At 70.1% G+C, this 16,321-nt stretch carries 14 protein-coding genes; 9 read left to right on the top strand and 5 right to left on the bottom strand.

All coding sequences use genetic code 11. The annotated features are described in order from the left end of the window. Nucleotides 1–48: 48 nt before the first annotated feature. Nucleotides 49–2,277: a protein kinase gene (locus tag AB0I04_RS17770; RefSeq protein ID WP_360885581.1), complete on the top strand. Its 2,229-nt coding sequence runs from the start codon at nt 49–51 to the stop codon at nt 2,275–2,277. Between the two features lie 15 nt (nt 2,278–2,292). On the opposite strand, the gene AB0I04_RS17765 is transcribed toward AB0I04_RS17770, so the two are convergent. Beyond that, a complete protein-coding gene (locus tag AB0I04_RS17765) occupies nt 2,293–3,897 on the bottom strand; it encodes a ubiquinol-cytochrome c reductase cytochrome b subunit (RefSeq protein ID WP_360885579.1) in 1,605 nt (534 codons plus the stop codon). Between the two features lie 265 nt (nt 3,898–4,162). Between AB0I04_RS17765 and AB0I04_RS17760 the strand changes: the two genes are divergently transcribed. Next, nucleotides 4,163–5,386 carry a helix-turn-helix domain-containing protein gene (locus AB0I04_RS17760; protein WP_360885577.1) on the top strand — a complete coding sequence of 408 codons (1,224 nt, stop codon included), beginning with the start codon at nt 4,163–4,165 and terminating at the stop codon, nt 5,384–5,386. A 244-nt stretch (nt 5,387–5,630) separates the two neighbouring features. Here AB0I04_RS17760 and AB0I04_RS17755 read toward each other — a convergent pair whose 3' ends face one another. After that, the gene (locus AB0I04_RS17755) at nt 5,631–6,173 is read right to left on the bottom strand and encodes a UTRA domain-containing protein (RefSeq protein ID WP_360885575.1); all 543 of its coding nucleotides are present in this window, start codon (nt 6,171–6,173) and stop codon (nt 5,631–5,633) included. A gap of 279 nt (nt 6,174–6,452) precedes the next feature. Continuing rightward, the gene (locus AB0I04_RS17750) at nt 6,453–6,923 is read right to left on the bottom strand and encodes a hypothetical protein (RefSeq protein ID WP_360885573.1); all 471 of its coding nucleotides are present in this window, start codon (nt 6,921–6,923) and stop codon (nt 6,453–6,455) included. 133 nt (nt 6,924–7,056) lie between these two features. Here AB0I04_RS17750 and AB0I04_RS17745 point away from each other — a divergent pair, with 133 nt between their 5' ends. The 7 genes from AB0I04_RS17745 (at nt 7,057) to AB0I04_RS17715 (ending at nt 12,701) form a co-directional block, all read left to right on the top strand. Further along, on the top strand, nt 7,057–8,322 hold the full coding sequence (locus tag AB0I04_RS17745; protein ID WP_360885571.1) for a sensor histidine kinase: 1,266 nt from the start codon (nt 7,057–7,059) through the stop codon (nt 8,320–8,322). Then, nucleotides 8,310–8,960 (top strand): response regulator transcription factor, encoded by a 651-nt coding sequence (locus tag AB0I04_RS17740; protein WP_360885569.1) that lies wholly within the window; start codon nt 8,310–8,312, stop codon nt 8,958–8,960. The genes AB0I04_RS17745 and AB0I04_RS17740 overlap by 13 nt, the downstream gene beginning before the upstream one ends. Continuing rightward, entirely contained in the window at nt 8,957–9,808 is an 852-nt protein-coding gene (locus tag AB0I04_RS17735) for a DUF4097 family beta strand repeat-containing protein (protein WP_360885567.1), read from the top strand. Before AB0I04_RS17740 ends, AB0I04_RS17735 begins: the two co-directional genes overlap by 4 nt. A 152-nt stretch (nt 9,809–9,960) precedes the next feature. Beyond that, the gene (locus AB0I04_RS17730; protein ID WP_360885565.1) at nt 9,961–10,197 is read left to right on the top strand and encodes a hypothetical protein; all 237 of its coding nucleotides are present in this window, start codon (nt 9,961–9,963) and stop codon (nt 10,195–10,197) included. Between the two features lie 7 nt (nt 10,198–10,204). Further along, entirely contained in the window at nt 10,205–11,014 is an 810-nt protein-coding gene (locus tag AB0I04_RS17725) for a hypothetical protein (RefSeq protein ID WP_360885563.1), read from the top strand. Between the two features lie 204 nt (nt 11,015–11,218). Beyond that, nucleotides 11,219–11,845, top strand: coding sequence for a TetR family transcriptional regulator (locus tag AB0I04_RS17720; RefSeq protein ID WP_360885561.1), 627 nt, complete (start codon nt 11,219–11,221; stop codon nt 11,843–11,845). A 13-nt stretch (nt 11,846–11,858) separates the two neighbouring features. Further along, nucleotides 11,859–12,701 carry an NAD(P)H-binding protein gene (locus AB0I04_RS17715; RefSeq protein WP_360885559.1) on the top strand — a complete coding sequence of 281 codons (843 nt, stop codon included), beginning with the start codon at nt 11,859–11,861 and terminating at the stop codon, nt 12,699–12,701. 73 nt (nt 12,702–12,774) lie between these two features. Here AB0I04_RS17715 and metG read toward each other — a convergent pair whose 3' ends face one another. Next, nucleotides 12,775–14,289, bottom strand: a complete 1,515-nt coding sequence (metG, locus tag AB0I04_RS17710) for a methionine--tRNA ligase (protein WP_360885556.1) — start codon at nt 14,287–14,289, stop codon at nt 12,775–12,777. Between the two features lie 460 nt (nt 14,290–14,749). Continuing rightward, nucleotides 14,750–16,153, bottom strand: coding sequence for a hypothetical protein (locus AB0I04_RS17705; protein ID WP_360885554.1), 1,404 nt, complete (start codon nt 16,151–16,153; stop codon nt 14,750–14,752). Nucleotides 16,154–16,321 lie beyond the last annotated feature (168 nt).

Genomic DNA, 16,321 nt, shown 5'->3' with positions numbered 1-16,321 from the left:
ACCCGTCGCGCCGGGAACCCCGCCGAGCGGGCCCGCGTCTGAGTGATCGTGGTGGATGGCACGCCGGACGGCGAGCAGGAGCTCATCAGCGGGCGGTACCGCCTGGTCGAGGTCATCGCCCATGGCGGCATGGGGACCGTATGGCGCGGCCATGACGAGATGCTCGACCGCGAGGTCGCCATCAAACGGGTGCTGTTCCCGCCCGACGTGGACGACGACGAACGCGCCGAACTGACCGCTCTGGCACTGCGCGAGGCCCGCGCCACCGCGCGGCTGAACCACTCGAGCGTCGTGACCATCTACGACGTCATCGACGACGGCTCCCCCGTCATCGTCATGGAGCTGATCGAAGGCCGCTCACTCGCCGACATCCTCCGGGAAGAGGTGCGCCTGCCCTACCGGCGGGTCGCCGAGATCGGCGCCGCGGTCCTGGACGCGCTACGGGAGGCCCACGCCGCCGGGATCGTGCACCGGGACCTCAAGCCCGCCAACATCCTCATCACGGACCGGCGGATCGTGCTCACCGACTTCGGCGTCGCCCAGCGCGTCGGCGAACGCGCCCAGGACTTCGACGACGTCCTGGGCACTCCGGCGTTCATGGCACCCGAACAGGCCGAGAACGCCGCCGCCAGCCCCGCCGCCGACCTGTGGTCGCTCGGCGCCGTGATGTTCAACGCCGTCGAGGGCAGGCCACCCTTCCAGGGCCCCGACCACGCCACCGTCCTGCTCACCCTCCTCACCCAGGAAGTGCCCGCTCTGGTCAATGGCGGGCCGCTCAAACCGCTGATCGCCGCGCTGCTGATCAAGGATCCGGACCGCCGCCCGACCGCCGAGGAGACGGCGGCGCGGCTGAAGGCGGTCCTGCGCCAGGACGACGGCACGCCGTCGGCACCCGCCCGACCGGCTCTCTCGTCGCCGGACTCCGGAAAGGACGCCGGGACGCCGTCCCCAGGGAAACCGGCCGCTCCTCCGGCCTCGGGGACCACCACTCCCGCGAGCCCGGCCGCCCCACCGACGACCGCAGCCACGGGCAGCGGCGCTGCCGGAGCCGGCGGGCCGTCACCGACTCCGAAACCCACCGCGCAGCCCGGGGCACTTCCCCGCCGTCCCCACTACGTACGCCACGGAAGCCCCCCGCCCCGCCATCTGCCCGCCCAAGCGCCTTCGTCGGCGCCTCGGCGATTCTGGCGGGGACCGGTCGTCGCCGGGCTCCTCTTCCTTGGCCTGTACCTTTTCGCGCACATTCCTTCGAGCGGCTCGTCCTCGAGCGGCGTCAATCCAAGCTCCAGTCCGTTCGACGGCTTCCCGCCCTACACGCCGCCGGCGGCCACACCGAGTACGCCGACGACGCCCGAGACGCCACGAGGCTTCGAGGCGACGGCGATCAGCCCGGACGGGGACACCGTCGCGTTCGCCGGCAACTCCGGAGTGATCCGGCTGTACGGGACCACGTCGCACAAGCAGCTGCGCTCGTTCAAGACGCCCGACGCCGGAGAGGGCGTCAAGGCACTGACGTTCAGCCCGGACGGCCAGACCATCGCCGCCGGGCTCGGATTCAACGACGTCGAGGTCTGGGACATCGCTAAACGCAAGGAACGCACCTTCTCCGGATTCGACGACGAGCTGAAGGCGCTACGCTTCAGCACGGATGGCCAGACGCTCATCGCCGCCGGCGGGCACACTGCGGGCACATGGAACGTGCCCACCGCCGCTTACCGATCCGGCTCCATTCCGATCCCCAAGGGTGGCGGCGCCTGCCTCAGCATGACGGTGAGCCCGAGCGGATACGTCGCCTGCGGGTACGACGATACGAGCAGCGGCCTCATCGTGTGGGACGCGGAAAAGGGCACGCAGGTCAGCTCCTGGCCCGGAGCCCAGGTCGAGAGCGGCGTGGCGCTCAGCCCGGATGGCCGTACCCTCGCCTTCAACGACCAGAGGTCCAACGGCAGCATTCAGGTGTGGGACATCGCCACGCATCGTGAGAAGCACGTGTTGCCCACCCAGGTGCTCGCGGTCGGAAATTCGCTGGTGTTCGGCACGGACGGGGACACGCTCGCCGTCCCGACCTTCGACGCAAGCCGCACGCCGGGCAGCCACGTCATCCAGATCTGGGACGTCTCGGCCGAGAGGAAGCTCGCGACGATCGAGGGCAGCCAGGACCTGTACGACGTGGCGTTCAGCCCCGACGGCGTCATGCTGGCCGCCGCCGACTTCTTCCACGGCGGCGTGCTCTGGAACCTGCGCTCCGGCAAGAAGCTCGCGTCCTGGACCGAATGACCCACCACAGCGGCTTCAGTGTGCCTGTCGGGCACCACCCTCTCCGGCGGTGGGCTGCACCGCCGCGCCCTGACCGTCGCCCGAAGTGATCGCCAGGTGCTCCTCCCGGCCGTCGTCCGTGCGGATCCGCGCGGTGTGCGGTAGGTCGACGACGTCGCGGTAGACGTGGTTGAGCTTGACCTTGACGCGGGCGGTCGGGCGGCGGCCCTGCTTGGACAGCACGCCGTGCTCGTCGGGTTGCATTTCGAGCAGCGGCCGGGCGGGCGGCACGCGGCGGGCCATGACCACCGCGGCCTCCTCCTCGTCGACCGGGCGCTCGACCTCGACGTACTCGCCGTTGGGCAGTCGTTTGATGACGCCGGTCTCGACGCCGTGTTCGAGCATGTGGCGGTCGCGGTGCTGCAGGCCGAGGGCGATCCGCCGGGAGATGACGAACGCGAGAATCGGCCCGACGATCACGGCGATCCGGAAGATCCACGTGGTGGTGAACAGCGGGATCTCGAACGTCTTGGCGATGATGTCGTTGCCGCCGGCCAGCCACAGGACCGCGTAGAAGACGACGCCGGCCATGCCGATGCCGACGCGCGCCGGGACGTCGCGCGGCCGGTCGAGGAGATGGTGGATCTCGTAGTCGTGGGTGACCCAGCGTTCGAGGAACGGGTAGATGGCCAGGCCGGTGAACAGCACCCCCGGCACGACGAGCGCCGGGACGATGACGTTCATCGGCAGCGTGTGCCCGAACGCGTTGATCTCCCACGCCGGCATGATCCGCAGTGAGCCCTCGAGGAATCCCATGTACCAGTCGGGCTGCGAACCGGCGCTGATGCTGCCCGGCTCGTACGGGCCGAACAGCCAGATCGGGTTGATCTGGAAGAACGTCGCCAGCAACGCGACGAACCCGAACACCCACATGAAGAACGCCGACGTCTTGACGATGAAGACGGGCCAGAACGGCTTGCCCTGAACGGTCCGGTTCGTGCGGCCCTTGGCGGGGAACTGCGTGTGGGTCTGCCGCCAGGTGAGGACCACCGCGTGCAGCGGGAGCAGCGCCAGCAGGATGCCCGGGATCAGCAGGACGTGGATCGTGAACAGCCTGGGGATGATCTCGTTGCCCGGGAACTCCCCGCCGAACAGGAAGAACGACAGGTACGAGCCGACGAGCGGCAGGGACAGCAGGACGCCTTCGAGGATGCGGATGCCGGTGCCGGACAGCAGGTCGTCCGGGAGGGAGTAGCCGAACAGGCCGTTCAGGAGGACGAGGATGAACAGCGTCACGCCGATCAGCCAGTTGACCTCGCGCGGCTTACGGAAAGCGCCGGTGAAGAAGTTGCGCAGCATGTGCGCGACGATCGACGCCAGGAACACGATCGTCGCCCAGTGGTGGATCTGCCGCATGAGTAGTCCGCCGCGCACGTCGAAGCTGATGCGGAGCGTCGATTCGTACGCCTCGCTCATCGTGATGCCGCGCAACGGCATGTAGTGGCCGTTGTAGACGACGTCGTGCGAGCTCGGCTTGAAGAAGAAGGTCAGGAAGATGCCGCTCGCGATGATGATGAAGAAGCAGTACATCGCGATCTCGCCGAGCAGGAAGGTCCAGTGATCGGGAAAGACCTTCCGCATCGCCTTCGACATAAAACGAGCGCCGCCGAAGCGTTCGTCTACCGCTCGGCCCGCGTTGGACAGTGGTCTGGGCGCAGTCGCCATCGCCGCACTCCGCTCTGGCGGCCCCCCCGACCGCCTCGGCTATCGGTCCTCTACCACTTGTAGTACTTCCCCGTTCATTACGCAACGGAGTTGACTTGGCCACTTTTGGCACAATTGGTGCATTTCGTCACTTGCAACGGTAACTTTCGATCTCAGCCATGGGCTGGGGGGAGGGTTGCGTGTGACGAATGAGGGGCGGCCGTGGGCATCCATCCCACCCCGACTCGCCGCCGAGGTCAGACGAGGGCTGGCCGATGAGATGACCGAGGAGATCCACCGCCGGATCCCCGAATACGCCCGCCGCTGGGATGACGCCTTCGCCGCGGTCATCCGCTCGGCCGTCGACCGGGTCATCGATGAGGTGTTAAGACGCGTCACCGACGATGAGGCGTCCACCGAGCAGGTCGCCGAGTTCTTCCGGGGAATCGGCCACAGCGTGGCGCGCGAAGGGCGCGCCCTCGACACGCTCCAGATGGCCATCCGCGTCGCCGGGCTGACCGTCTGGCGCCGGATCTCCGCCGACCTCGATTCCCTCCGGCTGTCCCCGCAATCGCTGTGCGCACTCGGCGAGACGGTCATGCTCATCCAGGACGAGGTCGCCGCCGCAGCCGCGGAGGGCTACGCCCAGGCGGAGGCCGCCGTCGCAGGAGAGCTCACCCGCCGCCGCAGCCGCCTCGTCAACCTGCTCCTCGCCCGGCCGCCCGCCTCCGCCGAGGACATCATCGAGCTCGCCCGCGTCGCCCGCTGGCCCGTGCCCCGCACGGTCGCCGCCGTCGCCCTCTACGAACGCCGGCAGGGCGTCGGCCGGCCCGTGCTGCCGCCCGACATCCTGGCCGACCTCAGCCGCTCGAAGCCCTCCCTGATCGTCCCCGACCCCGACGGGCCGGGCCGCGCCCGCCAGCTCGACGCCGCCCTGACCGACTGGGTCGCCGTCGTCGGCCCGACCGTACGGCTGTCGGAGGTGTCCCGGTCGATGCGCTGGGCCCGGCAGGGCCTCGACCTCGTACGCCGGGGCGTCGTCGCCGACGACAACGTCGTACGGTGCGCCGAGCACATGTCCACGCTCATCCTCTTCCAGGACGAGGGGCTGCTCGCGGCCCTGTCCGGGCGACAGCTCGCCCCGCTGGCCCACCTGCGGCAGAGCCAGCAGGACCGGCTCGCGGAGACGCTGCTGGCGTGGCTGCAGGCGGGGCGCAACGCCAACGAGGTCGCGGTCCGGCTGCACGTCCATCCGCAGACGGTGCGCTACCGGCTACGCCAGCTCGACGACCTGTTCGGCGAGCGGCTCCAGGACCCGGATCTGCGATTCGAGCTGGAGATCGTCCTGCGCGCCCGTGCCCTGCTGTCCGGCACCGGCCGGGCGAGCGAGACCCCCGAAGGCCAGGTGATCAGCCTCCGCCGCTGACGCGAGGCCCGGTCAGAGGCCAGATCATCGTGCCCGGCCATCTCGGCTGGGGCCCTCGCCGTACCCACGACCTGTGGCCGGAGCCGAACACGACATCACGCCTGAACGCCGCCGGCGGAGAGGGCCGCTTGGTTCTGCGGCTTACGCTCAGACGGCAAAATTCCCGCGTGGCGGGAAGCCGCAGCACGAGGGCAGCTCCCCCGACCCGAAAGAGTCCGTTATCCGCCCGGTGCGGCCCGACGGCTTACTCGCCCTCAACGGGGATGACGTACAGCAGTTCATAGCGATCGACGGGTACGACGATGTCCGCCGTCTCCACCGGCCGCTCCTCCGTCCAGTATGTCCGCTGGATCACCATCACGATCGTGCCCGCGCTGGTCTTCAAGGCGGCCGCCTCGTTCTGCATGACGGGGCGAGCCGTCACCACCTCGGTGGCCGTCACGATCCGCTGGCCGATCGCCGACATCCGATCCCGTACGCCGCGACCGGCGTGCGGGCCGCGTTCGGGCAGCATCACCGGCGTGTCACGCGTCAGCTCCAGCGGCTCGTAGGAGGTACTCGTCATCACGGGCTCGCCGTCGGAGGTGAACACGTAGTCCGTGTGCATCACCGGGTCGCCCGCCGCAATCCGTAGCCGCTCGGCGATGGCCGGCGGCGCTGTCGCGGTTTTCGACCTGCACGTCCAATCCGCCTCGTGACCCTGGGCCTCGATGTCGGCGCGGAATGGCGATCCGCCACGCTGCTCTCGGTACCAGGAGCGAGTGAGGCGGCGCAACTGCGGGCGCATGCGGACGGTGGGGCGCGCGCCGGTGCGGGTCTCGATGTAACTGCGTCCGGCATTCCACGGCGGCCGACGGCGGGGACATCCACCTGCGCGTGACGGTAAGTCGGGAAAAGGTCCGCCTTGAGGTGCGCGACCGAGGGCCCCGCCAGACGGCGCCCGATGTCTGGAAGCCCGAGGAGGCCGCCGATTTCGGCCCGGGCTGAGACACCGCAGCCGGGTCGGTGAGAGACGGGCCCGGTGACCCCGGGCATCGCAGATCCTCAGCCTTTCGCTGCTGATCCGTCACGAGTGGCGGGGCAGGGTGCGGAGGGCCAGGATGGTGCACAGGACGGCCAGGGGGATCTCCAGGCCGGCGGCCATCGCCACCGCCGTGACCCGGTCCGCGCCGGGGGTGGCGGTGGACACGTCGAACCACGCGTCCGCGGTCAGCAGGGTCGCGGTGACCATCGCGGTCAGGCATCCCCGGGGGTCGCGCCTCGTGAGGAGCACGCCCGTCGTGATCAGGGCGAGTGCCTCCAGTGTGTCCAGGCCCACCCAGGCGATCGGCCAGTGTGCGGCGGTCGCGGTGGCGGGCAGGCTGGAGGCCAGCACGAACAGCCAGGGCACCAGCGCCAGGCCGGCGCCGATGAACAGGAGACCCAGCCGGACCGGCCATCGCGGGCGGGTACGGGTCGGGGAGGCCGAGGCGCGTTTCGGCGTGGGGAGAGGATGCTTCGCCGGGACGACGGCCGGGCTGATCGTGCTGGTGACCATGGTCAAAATCTTGGCGATCAGCGGCGTCACCGTCAGTCACGCCGCTTTCCGACTTGGGGGTGGTACTGGGTTCACCCCCGAACGGAAGTCTGCTGCATGGCGTGCTGGAAACAGCCCCAAATAAGGTCTTCTCATGACACAAGCGGTCTCCCAGCGCCGCGCCTCCCCTCGATGGACCGACTACCTTCCGTTGTCGCGTGGCGCGTGGCGGAACACGGCCTTCGTGACGGCCGGCGTTCCCGTCCACCTCGTCGTGCTGTCGGCGTTCGCGGTGCCGTGGACAACGGTCCCGGCGGCGGACGGGCCGGGGTGGTGGCTCGCCCTCGTGATCTCCGTCCTCCTGCCGCTCGCTCTGCTGAGGCCGCTGACCGCCGTGCAGAGGAGCCGGTTCTGGAGTGTGCTCGGCATCGATGTCCCCCCGCCGACCCGCGTTGGGCGCGACATCCGGGCCTTCCTCCGTTCCCCGGCGACGTGGCGGCAACTGGCGTACCACACGCTGGCGGGGCCCGTCCTCGCGCTGGGCGGCCTGCTCGTCATCGTGATGTGGGCCGCCGGGTTCGGAATGGCGCTGCTCTACGCGTACGGATGGGCCCTGCCGCTGTACAGCCCGATCGCGATGCCCGGGCATTACAGGCTGTACACCAACCTGACCCTGTGCGGTGTCCTGATCCTGCTCGTCACGCCCGCCGTGGCCGTGCTGGTCGCGCGGCTGGACGCCCGCGCCGCACGGGCCCTGCTCGGCCCGAGCCGCGCCGAAGTGCTCGAGCGCCAGGTCGAAGACCTCGCCGAGAAGCGGGCCGGCGTCGTCGACGCCGCGGACGCCGAACGCCGCCGCATCGAGCGCGACCTGCACGACGGCGTACAGCAGCGGCTCGTCTCGCTCGCGATGAACCTCGGGCTGGCCAAGGAGACGCTCACCGGCGTGCCCGACGACGCGATGCAGGTGATCGCCGAGGCGCACACGGAGGCCAAGGAGGCCCTCACCGACCTGCGGAACGTCGTCCGCGGCCTGCACCCGGCCGTCCTCGACGACCGGGGCCTGGACGCCGCGCTGTCGGGCATCGCCGCCCGTACGCCGCTCCCCGTGAAACTGCGGGTCGACGTGCCCGAACGTCCCGCGCCGACCGTGGAGGCGGTCGCGTACTTCGTGGCCTCCGAGGCCCTCACCAACGTCACCAAGCACGCCCGTGCCTCCCACGTGGACATGGCGCTGGCCCGCCAGGGCGACGTCCTGCGGATGACCATCACCGACGACGGGATCGGCGGCGCCGACCCGTCGGGCGGCACGGGCATCAACGGGCTGCGGCAGCGCGTCGGGTCAGTCGACGGTACGTTCCGGATCACCAGTCCGGTCGGTGGGCCGACCGTCATCACCGTGGAGTTGCCGTGCGCATTGTGATCGCTGAGGATTCCGTCCTGCTCCGGGCCGGATTGATCAAGCTGCTCGAGACGTCGGGGTTCGAGGTGGCCGACGCCTCGGGGGACGCCGACGGTCTGCTCGCCGCGGTCGAGAAACACCGGCCCGACGCGGTGATCACAGACGTGCGGATGCCTCCCGGCTACTCCGACGAAGGCGTACGGGCGGCGCTGGTCATCCGCCGGCAGTGGCCGGACGTCGCCGTCCTGTTGCTGTCGCAGTACGTCGAGGAGCGGTACGCCGCGGACCTCCTCGCCACCAACACCAGCGGCATCGGCTACCTGCTCAAGGACCGGGTCGCCGACGTCTCCTCCTTCCTGGACGCGCTGCGCCGCGTCGCCGCCGGCGGCACCGCCCTCGACCCGGAGGTCGTCGCCCAGCTGCTCGTCCGGCGGCAGAACGACCCGCTCGAGAGCCTGACCCCGCGCGAGCGGGAGGTGCTGGCGCTGATGGCCGAGGGGCGCTCGAACAGCGGCATCGCAGAGGCTCTGGTGGTCAGCGAGAGCGCCGTCGCCAAGCACATCAACAACATCTTCGCCAAGCTCGACCTGGTGGGCGGCGCGAACGCCGACCACCGCCGGGTCCTCGCCGTACTCCGGTTCCTGGAGGGTGGGTCATGAGCGCGTCACCCGGTCTCGCGGAGACCCCGACCCGGAGATCCGCCGCCGAGGCGCTCCCGCAGCGCCCGCGCCGCAAGGGCCTCTGGCTGGCCGTCGCGGTGCTGACGGCGTTCGTGGTGGTCGTGCCGAACGGAGTGCAGATCTGGGGGCGGCTGATCCGCCAGACGTACCGCAGCCAGATCATGTCCAGTGCCCATCCGATCACGGCGCTGGTGGTGGAGGTGGGCGCCGGCGACGTCGAGGTCACCGCCGGGCCCGCCGGGCAGGTGACCGTGAAGCAGACGCTGAAGTGGGCGCTGAACAAACCGCACGTCGAGCAGCGCTGGGACGGCACCACCCTCCGGCTCAGGGCCGCGTGTGGGTCAGGAAGCCCCCTGTTCAGCAGCCTGGAGTGCGGTGTCGGGCTCGACGTTCAGGTCCCGGCCGGGGTCGCGTTGCAGGCGACGTCCTCGTCCGGAACGGTCGGTGCCCATGGGCTCACGGGAGCCGTACGACTGCAGACCACCTCCGGTGTCGTGTCGATGGAGCGGCTGGCAGGACCCGTGTGGGTGCGTGCCAGTTCGGGAGCGATCAAATCCACCGATCTCAGGTCGTCCCAGGTGGACGCCCAGCTCTCGTCCGGAGCCATGACACTGGCGTTCCAGGAGGCCCCTCGGGACGTCAGGGCGCGGGCGAGCTCCGGCTCCATCACGATCATGGTGCCGCGGGGGCAGCGCTACCGGGTGACCGGAGGGTCTTCATTCACCGGGGTGGGCGTCTCCCCCGGTCTGCGTGACGACGCTTCCGACCATCACATCGACGTGCACGCCTCCTCCGGAAGCACCGTGGTGGGGTACTCGGAACCCTGACGGTTCATGGCCACGGTGGTCCGGCTCCGCCGCCATAAATGATCGTGGTCAGCACCTGCGCTTCGTCGCGCTGCTGCTGGCCTCGGCGCTGCTCGCAACGACCGCGATGGCGATCCTGCGGCACCGCCGGGCTCTGGGCGACGCTGCCGTCGGTGGCCGCCGTGGCCAGCCGCCGGCTCGGGTCCCGCATCGCGCGACTGGGCCGCCGGGCCGGCGGCCCGGGGCTGGTCATCGCGGGCCGCTGGACCTCTGCACGCCCCGGCGTGGTGGTCCGGATCGCCATCACCGCTGTCGTCGGGATCGGCCTCATCACGCAGCTTCAGGTCATGGCGAGTGTTCAGACCGACGAGGCCGTGGCGGCCCGGGCGACGCAGGCGCGCATCGGGTGACACGGTCGTGCTCGTCAACTCGCCGAGCCTCACCAGCGACCGGATCGACACGTTCCGCCGCAGGCTGCCCGTCGGGTTCCAGGTCCTGGCACTGCGCAGCGAAGAGGGCCGGTCCGCGACGCTGCGGGGCCCATGCACGGCGCTCCGGACCCTCCGGCTGGGATGTCCGGCCACTCCCGCGGCGGTGCCCAGCGACTCCGGGACACCTCAAGTTCAAGAGCTGGCGCGCTGGTCCGGCAACGTGGAGGAGCAGGGCGTCCGGTTCCAGGCCGGACCCTACCTTCGGGGCGAGCGGACGGCCACCGCACTCGCCGTGATCGCTGATCGCACCGGACGAGCCGACGTGGTCAAGCAAGCGGCGTATGCCACGCTTCCGACGCCGACCAGCGACCCATTGGGCTATGACTGGCTCGTCGGTGGCGTCTCCCAGGCTCGCAACGGCCAGTGGCTCGTGCTGTTCGGCAGCATCGGCCTCGCGATCCTCCTGCTGGCGACCGTGGTCAGCTCCCTCGCCGAGTTCCTGATCTTCGGGACGGGACTGGCGCCCCTGGCCGTGCACACCGACCGCCGCAGAATCTTCCTCACCATCGGGCTGTGGCATCTGACCGTCCCCCTCCTCCTCGCCACCGTCATCGGTGCGTTCGTCGCCGTCTGGCAGGGCTTCCAGTACCTGGCGATCTTCGGCGTGGGCCGGTTCTCCTGGAACGTGCTGAGCGGAGCCATGGCCGGGGCGGTTGCCCTGGCAGTGCTCACCGGACTGGGCGGCGGTCTCATCGCGATCCGTGCCGCGCGACGCTGGCGGCCGACGACGGACTGAACCGGCAACGGCCGGCGGACCAGATGCCTCCGGACCCGTGGCCGGAGACCTCCCCGGGATCGATGCTGCAGCAGCGGTCGGGCGACTGATCGTCACCAGGGCCACGCATCTGGACTCGCCGACCCCATCGCAATGCCGTGTCGCAGCGTCAATCATCCGATTGAGAGTTGTCATTCATCTACTTGATTGGCTACTGTCCCGATCATGCCGACACGGAGGGCGCCGCAGCCGGAGGACCGCGGCAAGGCCGCTGAGCAGACCCGCGAGCGGATCCTCGACGCCGCCGTGGCCGAGTTCGGGGCCAAGGGGTACGCCGGGGCGCGCACCGCCGGGATCGCCGCGCGTGCGGGCGTCAACCAGCAGCTGATCTCGTACTACTTCGGCGGTAAGCAGGGCCTGCTGGAGGAGCTGCGTCGCCGGTGGCAGCGGGTCGAGTCGTCGATCGCGGCCCCCGACGCGTCCTTCGACGAGTCGATCGCCGCGTACCTGGACGCGACGCTCGACCGGCCCGACTGGGCACGGCTGGCGATCTGGCAGGCGCTGGGCGACTGCCCCTTCACCGACGCCGAGGAGGGCGAGCGCTACGCGGAGGCCCAGCGGTCCAGGCTGGGGGCGGCGGTGGAGAAGATGCGCCTGCGCCAGCGGGCCGGCGAGGTCACCGACGCGGTCGAGCCGGAGTTCGCGCTGCTGGTCGCCTATGCCGTGATCTTCGCGCCGATCGCGATGCCGCAGTTCGTCCGGGACATCCTGGGCGACGATCCACTGGCACCCGAGACCCGGCAGCGGCTCCACCGTCAACTGACCAGGCTCCTCGGCGGAGCCGGAGAATAGGAAGGTCCTCGATATGGTCACGGTCGTCTTCGGTGCCCGGGGAAACGTGGGCCGGCATGTCGCCGACGGTCTGCTCGCCGCCGGAGAGCAGGTGCGCGCCACCAGCCGGACCCCCGACGCTGCTGGTCTGCCGCCGCGGATGAAGGTCGTGGCGGCCGACCTGGAACGGCCCGAGACGCTGCCCACCGCGCTGGAGGGCGCGGAGAAGGTGTTCCTCTACACCAAGCCGGACGGAATCGCGCGGTTCGTCGACGCCGCTCGATCCGCGGGCGTACGGCACGTGGTGCTGCTGTCGTCGGGGTCGGTCGTGGCCCCCGGCGCGGAGCAGAACCCGATCGCCCGGCAGCACCGCGTCGTCGAGGAGGCCCTCGAGCGGTCCGGCATCGACTGGACGTTCATCCGCCCGGGGATGTTCGCCACCAACACCCTGTGGTGGTGGCAGCGGTCGATCCGGGACGAGGGCGTCGTCCGCACCCCGTACCCGGACGCGCAGACCGCCCCGATCCACGAGAAGGACATGGCCACGCTCGCCGTCACCGCGCTGACCGAGCCGGGCCACCGGCAGCGGGCGTACACCGTCTACGGCGTGGAGTCGCTCACCCTGCGGCAGCAGGTCGAGCAGGTCGGCGCCGCGCTCGGCCGCGGCATCCGCTTCGAAGTGATCTCCGTCGAGGAGGCGCGGGAGCAGATGGGTAAGACCATGCCCGCGATCGGCGTCGAGACCTTCCTGCGCGTGTGGGCGGCCCACAACGGCACCCCGGCCGACACCTCGACGATCGTCGAGAAGATCACCGGCCGCCCCGCGCACACCTTCGCCCAGTGGGCCCGGGACCACGCCGACGACTTCCGGTCCTGACTCCTCCCCAGAGGGCTGCACATCCGGCCCGTGGTCGGCGGCGGGCACGTGGCTCGCCATCGGCCATCGCCGATCACGGACGGGCGAGTCTCGGGAAGACCGGCGACGGCGCGGGCACCCGGCCGTCGACCGCCGTGCACTGCCGGACGATGCGATCCGCGGCGTCCGGCAGGAACGGCGACAGTTGCTCGCCGAGCGTCCGGCACGCGCTCAGCGACACCGCCAGGGCCGCGTCGAGATCCCGGGCGGCGTCGCGGTCACCGGCCCGCTCGGCACTCGCGAGCTCCCACGGACGGACCCGGTTGACGAACCGGTTGGCGGCGTCGGCGATCGCCCGGACGGCCCCCGTCGCCGCCCGGAAGTCGAACGAGTCGAGCGCCGCGTCGACGAGCACCGGTGCTCGTTCGCACGCCTCGGCCACCTCATCGCCCGAGCGGTCGCCAGGGTGCACGGCCGGGCGGCCGTCACGGTACCGGTGGAGCATCGCGATCACCCGGTTGACGAGGTTGCCGATGCCATTGGCGAGTTCGTCGTCGGCGCGTGCGATGAGCCGGTCATGGGTGAAGTCCGCGTCTCCGACCCGGGGCACCTCCCGCAGCAGCCACCAGCGAAGCGCGTCGGTCCCGTACGCGTCGACCAGCGCCGTCGGATCGACGGTGTTACCGCCGGATTTGCTGATCTTGCTGCCGTCGGCGGTGAGGTAGCCGTGCACCAGGATCTCCGTGGGCAGCGGCTGTCCGGCCGACAGGAGCATGGCCGGCCAGTACACCGCGTGGAAACGGAGCACGCCCTTGCCCACGAGGTGGATCCGGCGGTCGGCCGCCGACCACCAACGCCGCAGATCCGCGTTGTCGGTGCCGTACCCGAGCGCGGTCAGATAGTTGCCGAGCGCGTCCCACCACACGTAGACGACCTGGCCGGGGTCGCCCGGTACCGGAATGCCCCAGCCTCGGGCGCGTGCGACGGAACGCGAGACGGAGAAGTCCTCCAGCCCGCCCGCGATGAAGCTCAGGACCTCGTTGCGGCGTTCGGCCGGTTCGATGCGCAGTCGACCGCTTTCGACGAGGTCGTGGAGCCGGCCGGCGTAACGGGACAGGCGGAAGAACCAGTTCTCCTCGGCGACCCGCTGCGGCGTGGTCCCGTGCTCTGGGCAGCGGCCGTCGTCGAGATCGGCGGGGGTGTAGAACTGCTCGCATCCGACGCAGTACAGGCCCTCGTAGTACTTGCGGTAGAGGTCGCCCGCAGCCTCGCACGCCCGCCAGAACCGCTCGACACCGATCCGGTGCCGCGGATCGCGGCTGGTGTGCACGACGTCGTCGACCGAGAGCGACAGCGGCCGGTGCAACGCCACGAACGCCTCCGCGTTCCGGTCGACGAACTCCTGGACCGGGACACCGGCCCGCTCGGCGGCCTGCACGTTCTTCAGCGCGTTGTCATCGGTGCTGGCCTGGAATCTGACCTGGTCGCCGCGGCGGCGATGATGTCGGGCCAGCACGTCGGCCTGCACGAGTTCGAGCGCGAACCCGACGTGCGGACGGGCGTTGACGTACGGGATGGTGGTGGTGAGATAGACATGTCGGTGGGTCATCGGAACCTCCAGGAGCCGGGGCTCCGATGCGCGAACACGGATCGAGGCCCCGTATCAGGGCCTCGGATCGAACGTCCGTCCAGCGTCAGCGGCCCCGCGCGGGGCGCATCATCACCTGACCTACGGACGTGTTCATGCCCCCACCGTACGATCCGCCGCCCCGTGACGCACGGCGATTTCGGCTTGGACATACGCCCGCCAACGCGGCTCCAGCCTGAGATAAGAGGGACCCCCGCCTGGGCGCCGGTCTTCGGAGAAGTGCGCAACGAGAGCCTGCCCAGGCGGGAGAGCTTAAGGACCTAACCGGGCCCAGACGACCTTTCCCGTGTGCGGGGACCATCTTGGACACCAGAGAGGCCCTGCCCTCACTTTGGGACGAGCTGGTGAAGGATGCGGCCTTCCCGACGTGGTTCGGCTGGCTGCGCTCAGCGGTGACCGAGCTGTTCGACGTCCTCGACGATCAGCGGGTGAGTGCGTATCCCAGCAGGCCCTCTTGGGTGACGCTCGCGTTTCCGGGCGCCTCGCAGTCCGCGCGCACGGAGACGAAGTGATCTCCGATCCCGGCGATGTGGCATCGGTAGAGGGGCACGGATGGACCGGCCGGCCGGGTGGTGTGAATCCAGCCCTCCGTCTGGACGATCGCGTACTGCGAGCCGCCGCAGTCCGCCTCTTTGTAGAGGAACTGATCGTCTTGTCCGTTACGGCAGCCGTACAGCGGGACCGTGCCCGGCTCCTGCGCGGAGCGCAGATACCAACGCCCTTCCTCGTGGTAGCCGGCGGGAGCGGGTCCGGTCGTGACCTGATGCCGGGTCCCGTTGCTGTAGCGGACCAGGGCGGTCGCGGTCGCGGGCGTTCCCTTCGTACACCGCACCGTCCGCCGCATCAGCCGGGCCTTCGACCAGTCCGGTGTCGCGCTCTGCCACTGGGTGTAGTGGACGAAGAACGTCGTGCCGGGCGCGTTCGGCGCGCCACTGGCCGCGACGATGGTCGGGTAGGCGTCGAAGGAATCCGGGTCACGCCACAGCGGATGGCGCGCGGACCATCCGCTCACACCGTTCGTCGAAGTGGACAGGACCATCTCGTGCGGTGACTCGCCGGCGACCATGATCGTACGTCCGTTGCCGCGGGCGACATCCGGCGCCCAGGCCATCGGCCGGCCCGCGTTGATGTCCGCGGACGCGCCGCCCAGCGCCGGCTGCGTCCACTTGCCGCCCGCGTACTTGTGCCACGCGGTCACCTTTCCCCGCTTGGCCGCGGCCAGCACCGAGGCGAGCGGTGCGCGTGCCACCGACAGTCCGGTGAAAACAATGCGTCCTGATCCGTCGGCCGAGGCGTCCGCGAAGTAGACATAGAGGTATGAGGTCGTACCGACCTTCGTCACGCTGAACGAGGGCGCGCCGAGATCGATCGTGGCCTGTGTCCGCTTCGCGGTTGCGAAATCAACGTGCGGCCGCACGATTTCGCCGAGCCGCACCACCTTTCCCGTCTTCGGATCGACACGCCCAAGGTGCAGTTCGGTGTAGAACTTCGACGGGTCATTCCCGTACGGACGCTCGAGGTGCAGCATCTCCAGCACCTGCCCGCTTCGGGTATCGCGGAAGACCGGGCCACCACCCGCATAGTCGTAGCCGCTCGGTATGCCGGCGACAGCTTGGGTGCTCCGGACGCCACCGGCCACCGGGTCATTGAGCGTCCCACTTGTGACGATGACCTTCTGCGGAGGCCGCGAGCCGGGCGTACCGGTCGCGAAGAATCGGTACTTGCCGCCTCCGTCGTTCAATACGCCCAGAGCCGTGTCGGGCCAAACGTCCAGCCCCAGCCGGGCACGGTCGGCGACCGAGACGACCTCCCGCGCCGGTCCCACGGCGACCCCGTCACATCCCGGTGAGGCAGCCGAGCCGGTGGACACGTCCGCCGTTGCTCGAGTCGGCCGGTCCGCCGTGCCACAAGCCGACACGCCGAGCAGGAAAACCCCCGACACCACTAGCGGCGTCAACGCACGCATCTACGCATATCCCATCATTCGCAGTGA

The organism is Actinoallomurus sp. NPDC050550, from assembly GCF_040655075.1.
Classification (GTDB): domain Bacteria; phylum Actinomycetota; class Actinomycetes; order Streptosporangiales; family Streptosporangiaceae; genus Actinoallomurus.
This window is presented reverse-complemented; position numbering and strand designations above follow the sequence as displayed.

Coding starts and splice junctions, on each gene's coding strand:
- AB0I04_RS17765 (WP_360885579.1), bottom strand. CDS start 3,897: ATGCGGAAGGTCTTTCCCGATCACTGGACCTTCCTGCTCGGCGAGATC.
- AB0I04_RS17755 (WP_360885575.1), bottom strand. CDS start 6,173: ATGCGCCCGCAGTTGCGCCGCCTCACTCGCTCCTGGTACCGAGAGCAG.
- AB0I04_RS17750 (WP_360885573.1), bottom strand. CDS start 6,923: ATGGTCACCAGCACGATCAGCCCGGCCGTCGTCCCGGCGAAGCATCCT.
- AB0I04_RS17745 (WP_360885571.1), top strand. CDS start 7,057: ATGACACAAGCGGTCTCCCAGCGCCGCGCCTCCCCTCGATGGACCGAC.
- AB0I04_RS17735 (WP_360885567.1), top strand. CDS start 8,957: ATGAGCGCGTCACCCGGTCTCGCGGAGACCCCGACCCGGAGATCCGCC.
- AB0I04_RS17720 (WP_360885561.1), top strand. CDS start 11,219: ATGCCGACACGGAGGGCGCCGCAGCCGGAGGACCGCGGCAAGGCCGCT.
- AB0I04_RS17715 (WP_360885559.1), top strand. CDS start 11,859: ATGGTCACGGTCGTCTTCGGTGCCCGGGGAAACGTGGGCCGGCATGTC.
- metG (WP_360885556.1), bottom strand. CDS start 14,289: ATGACCCACCGACATGTCTATCTCACCACCACCATCCCGTACGTCAAC.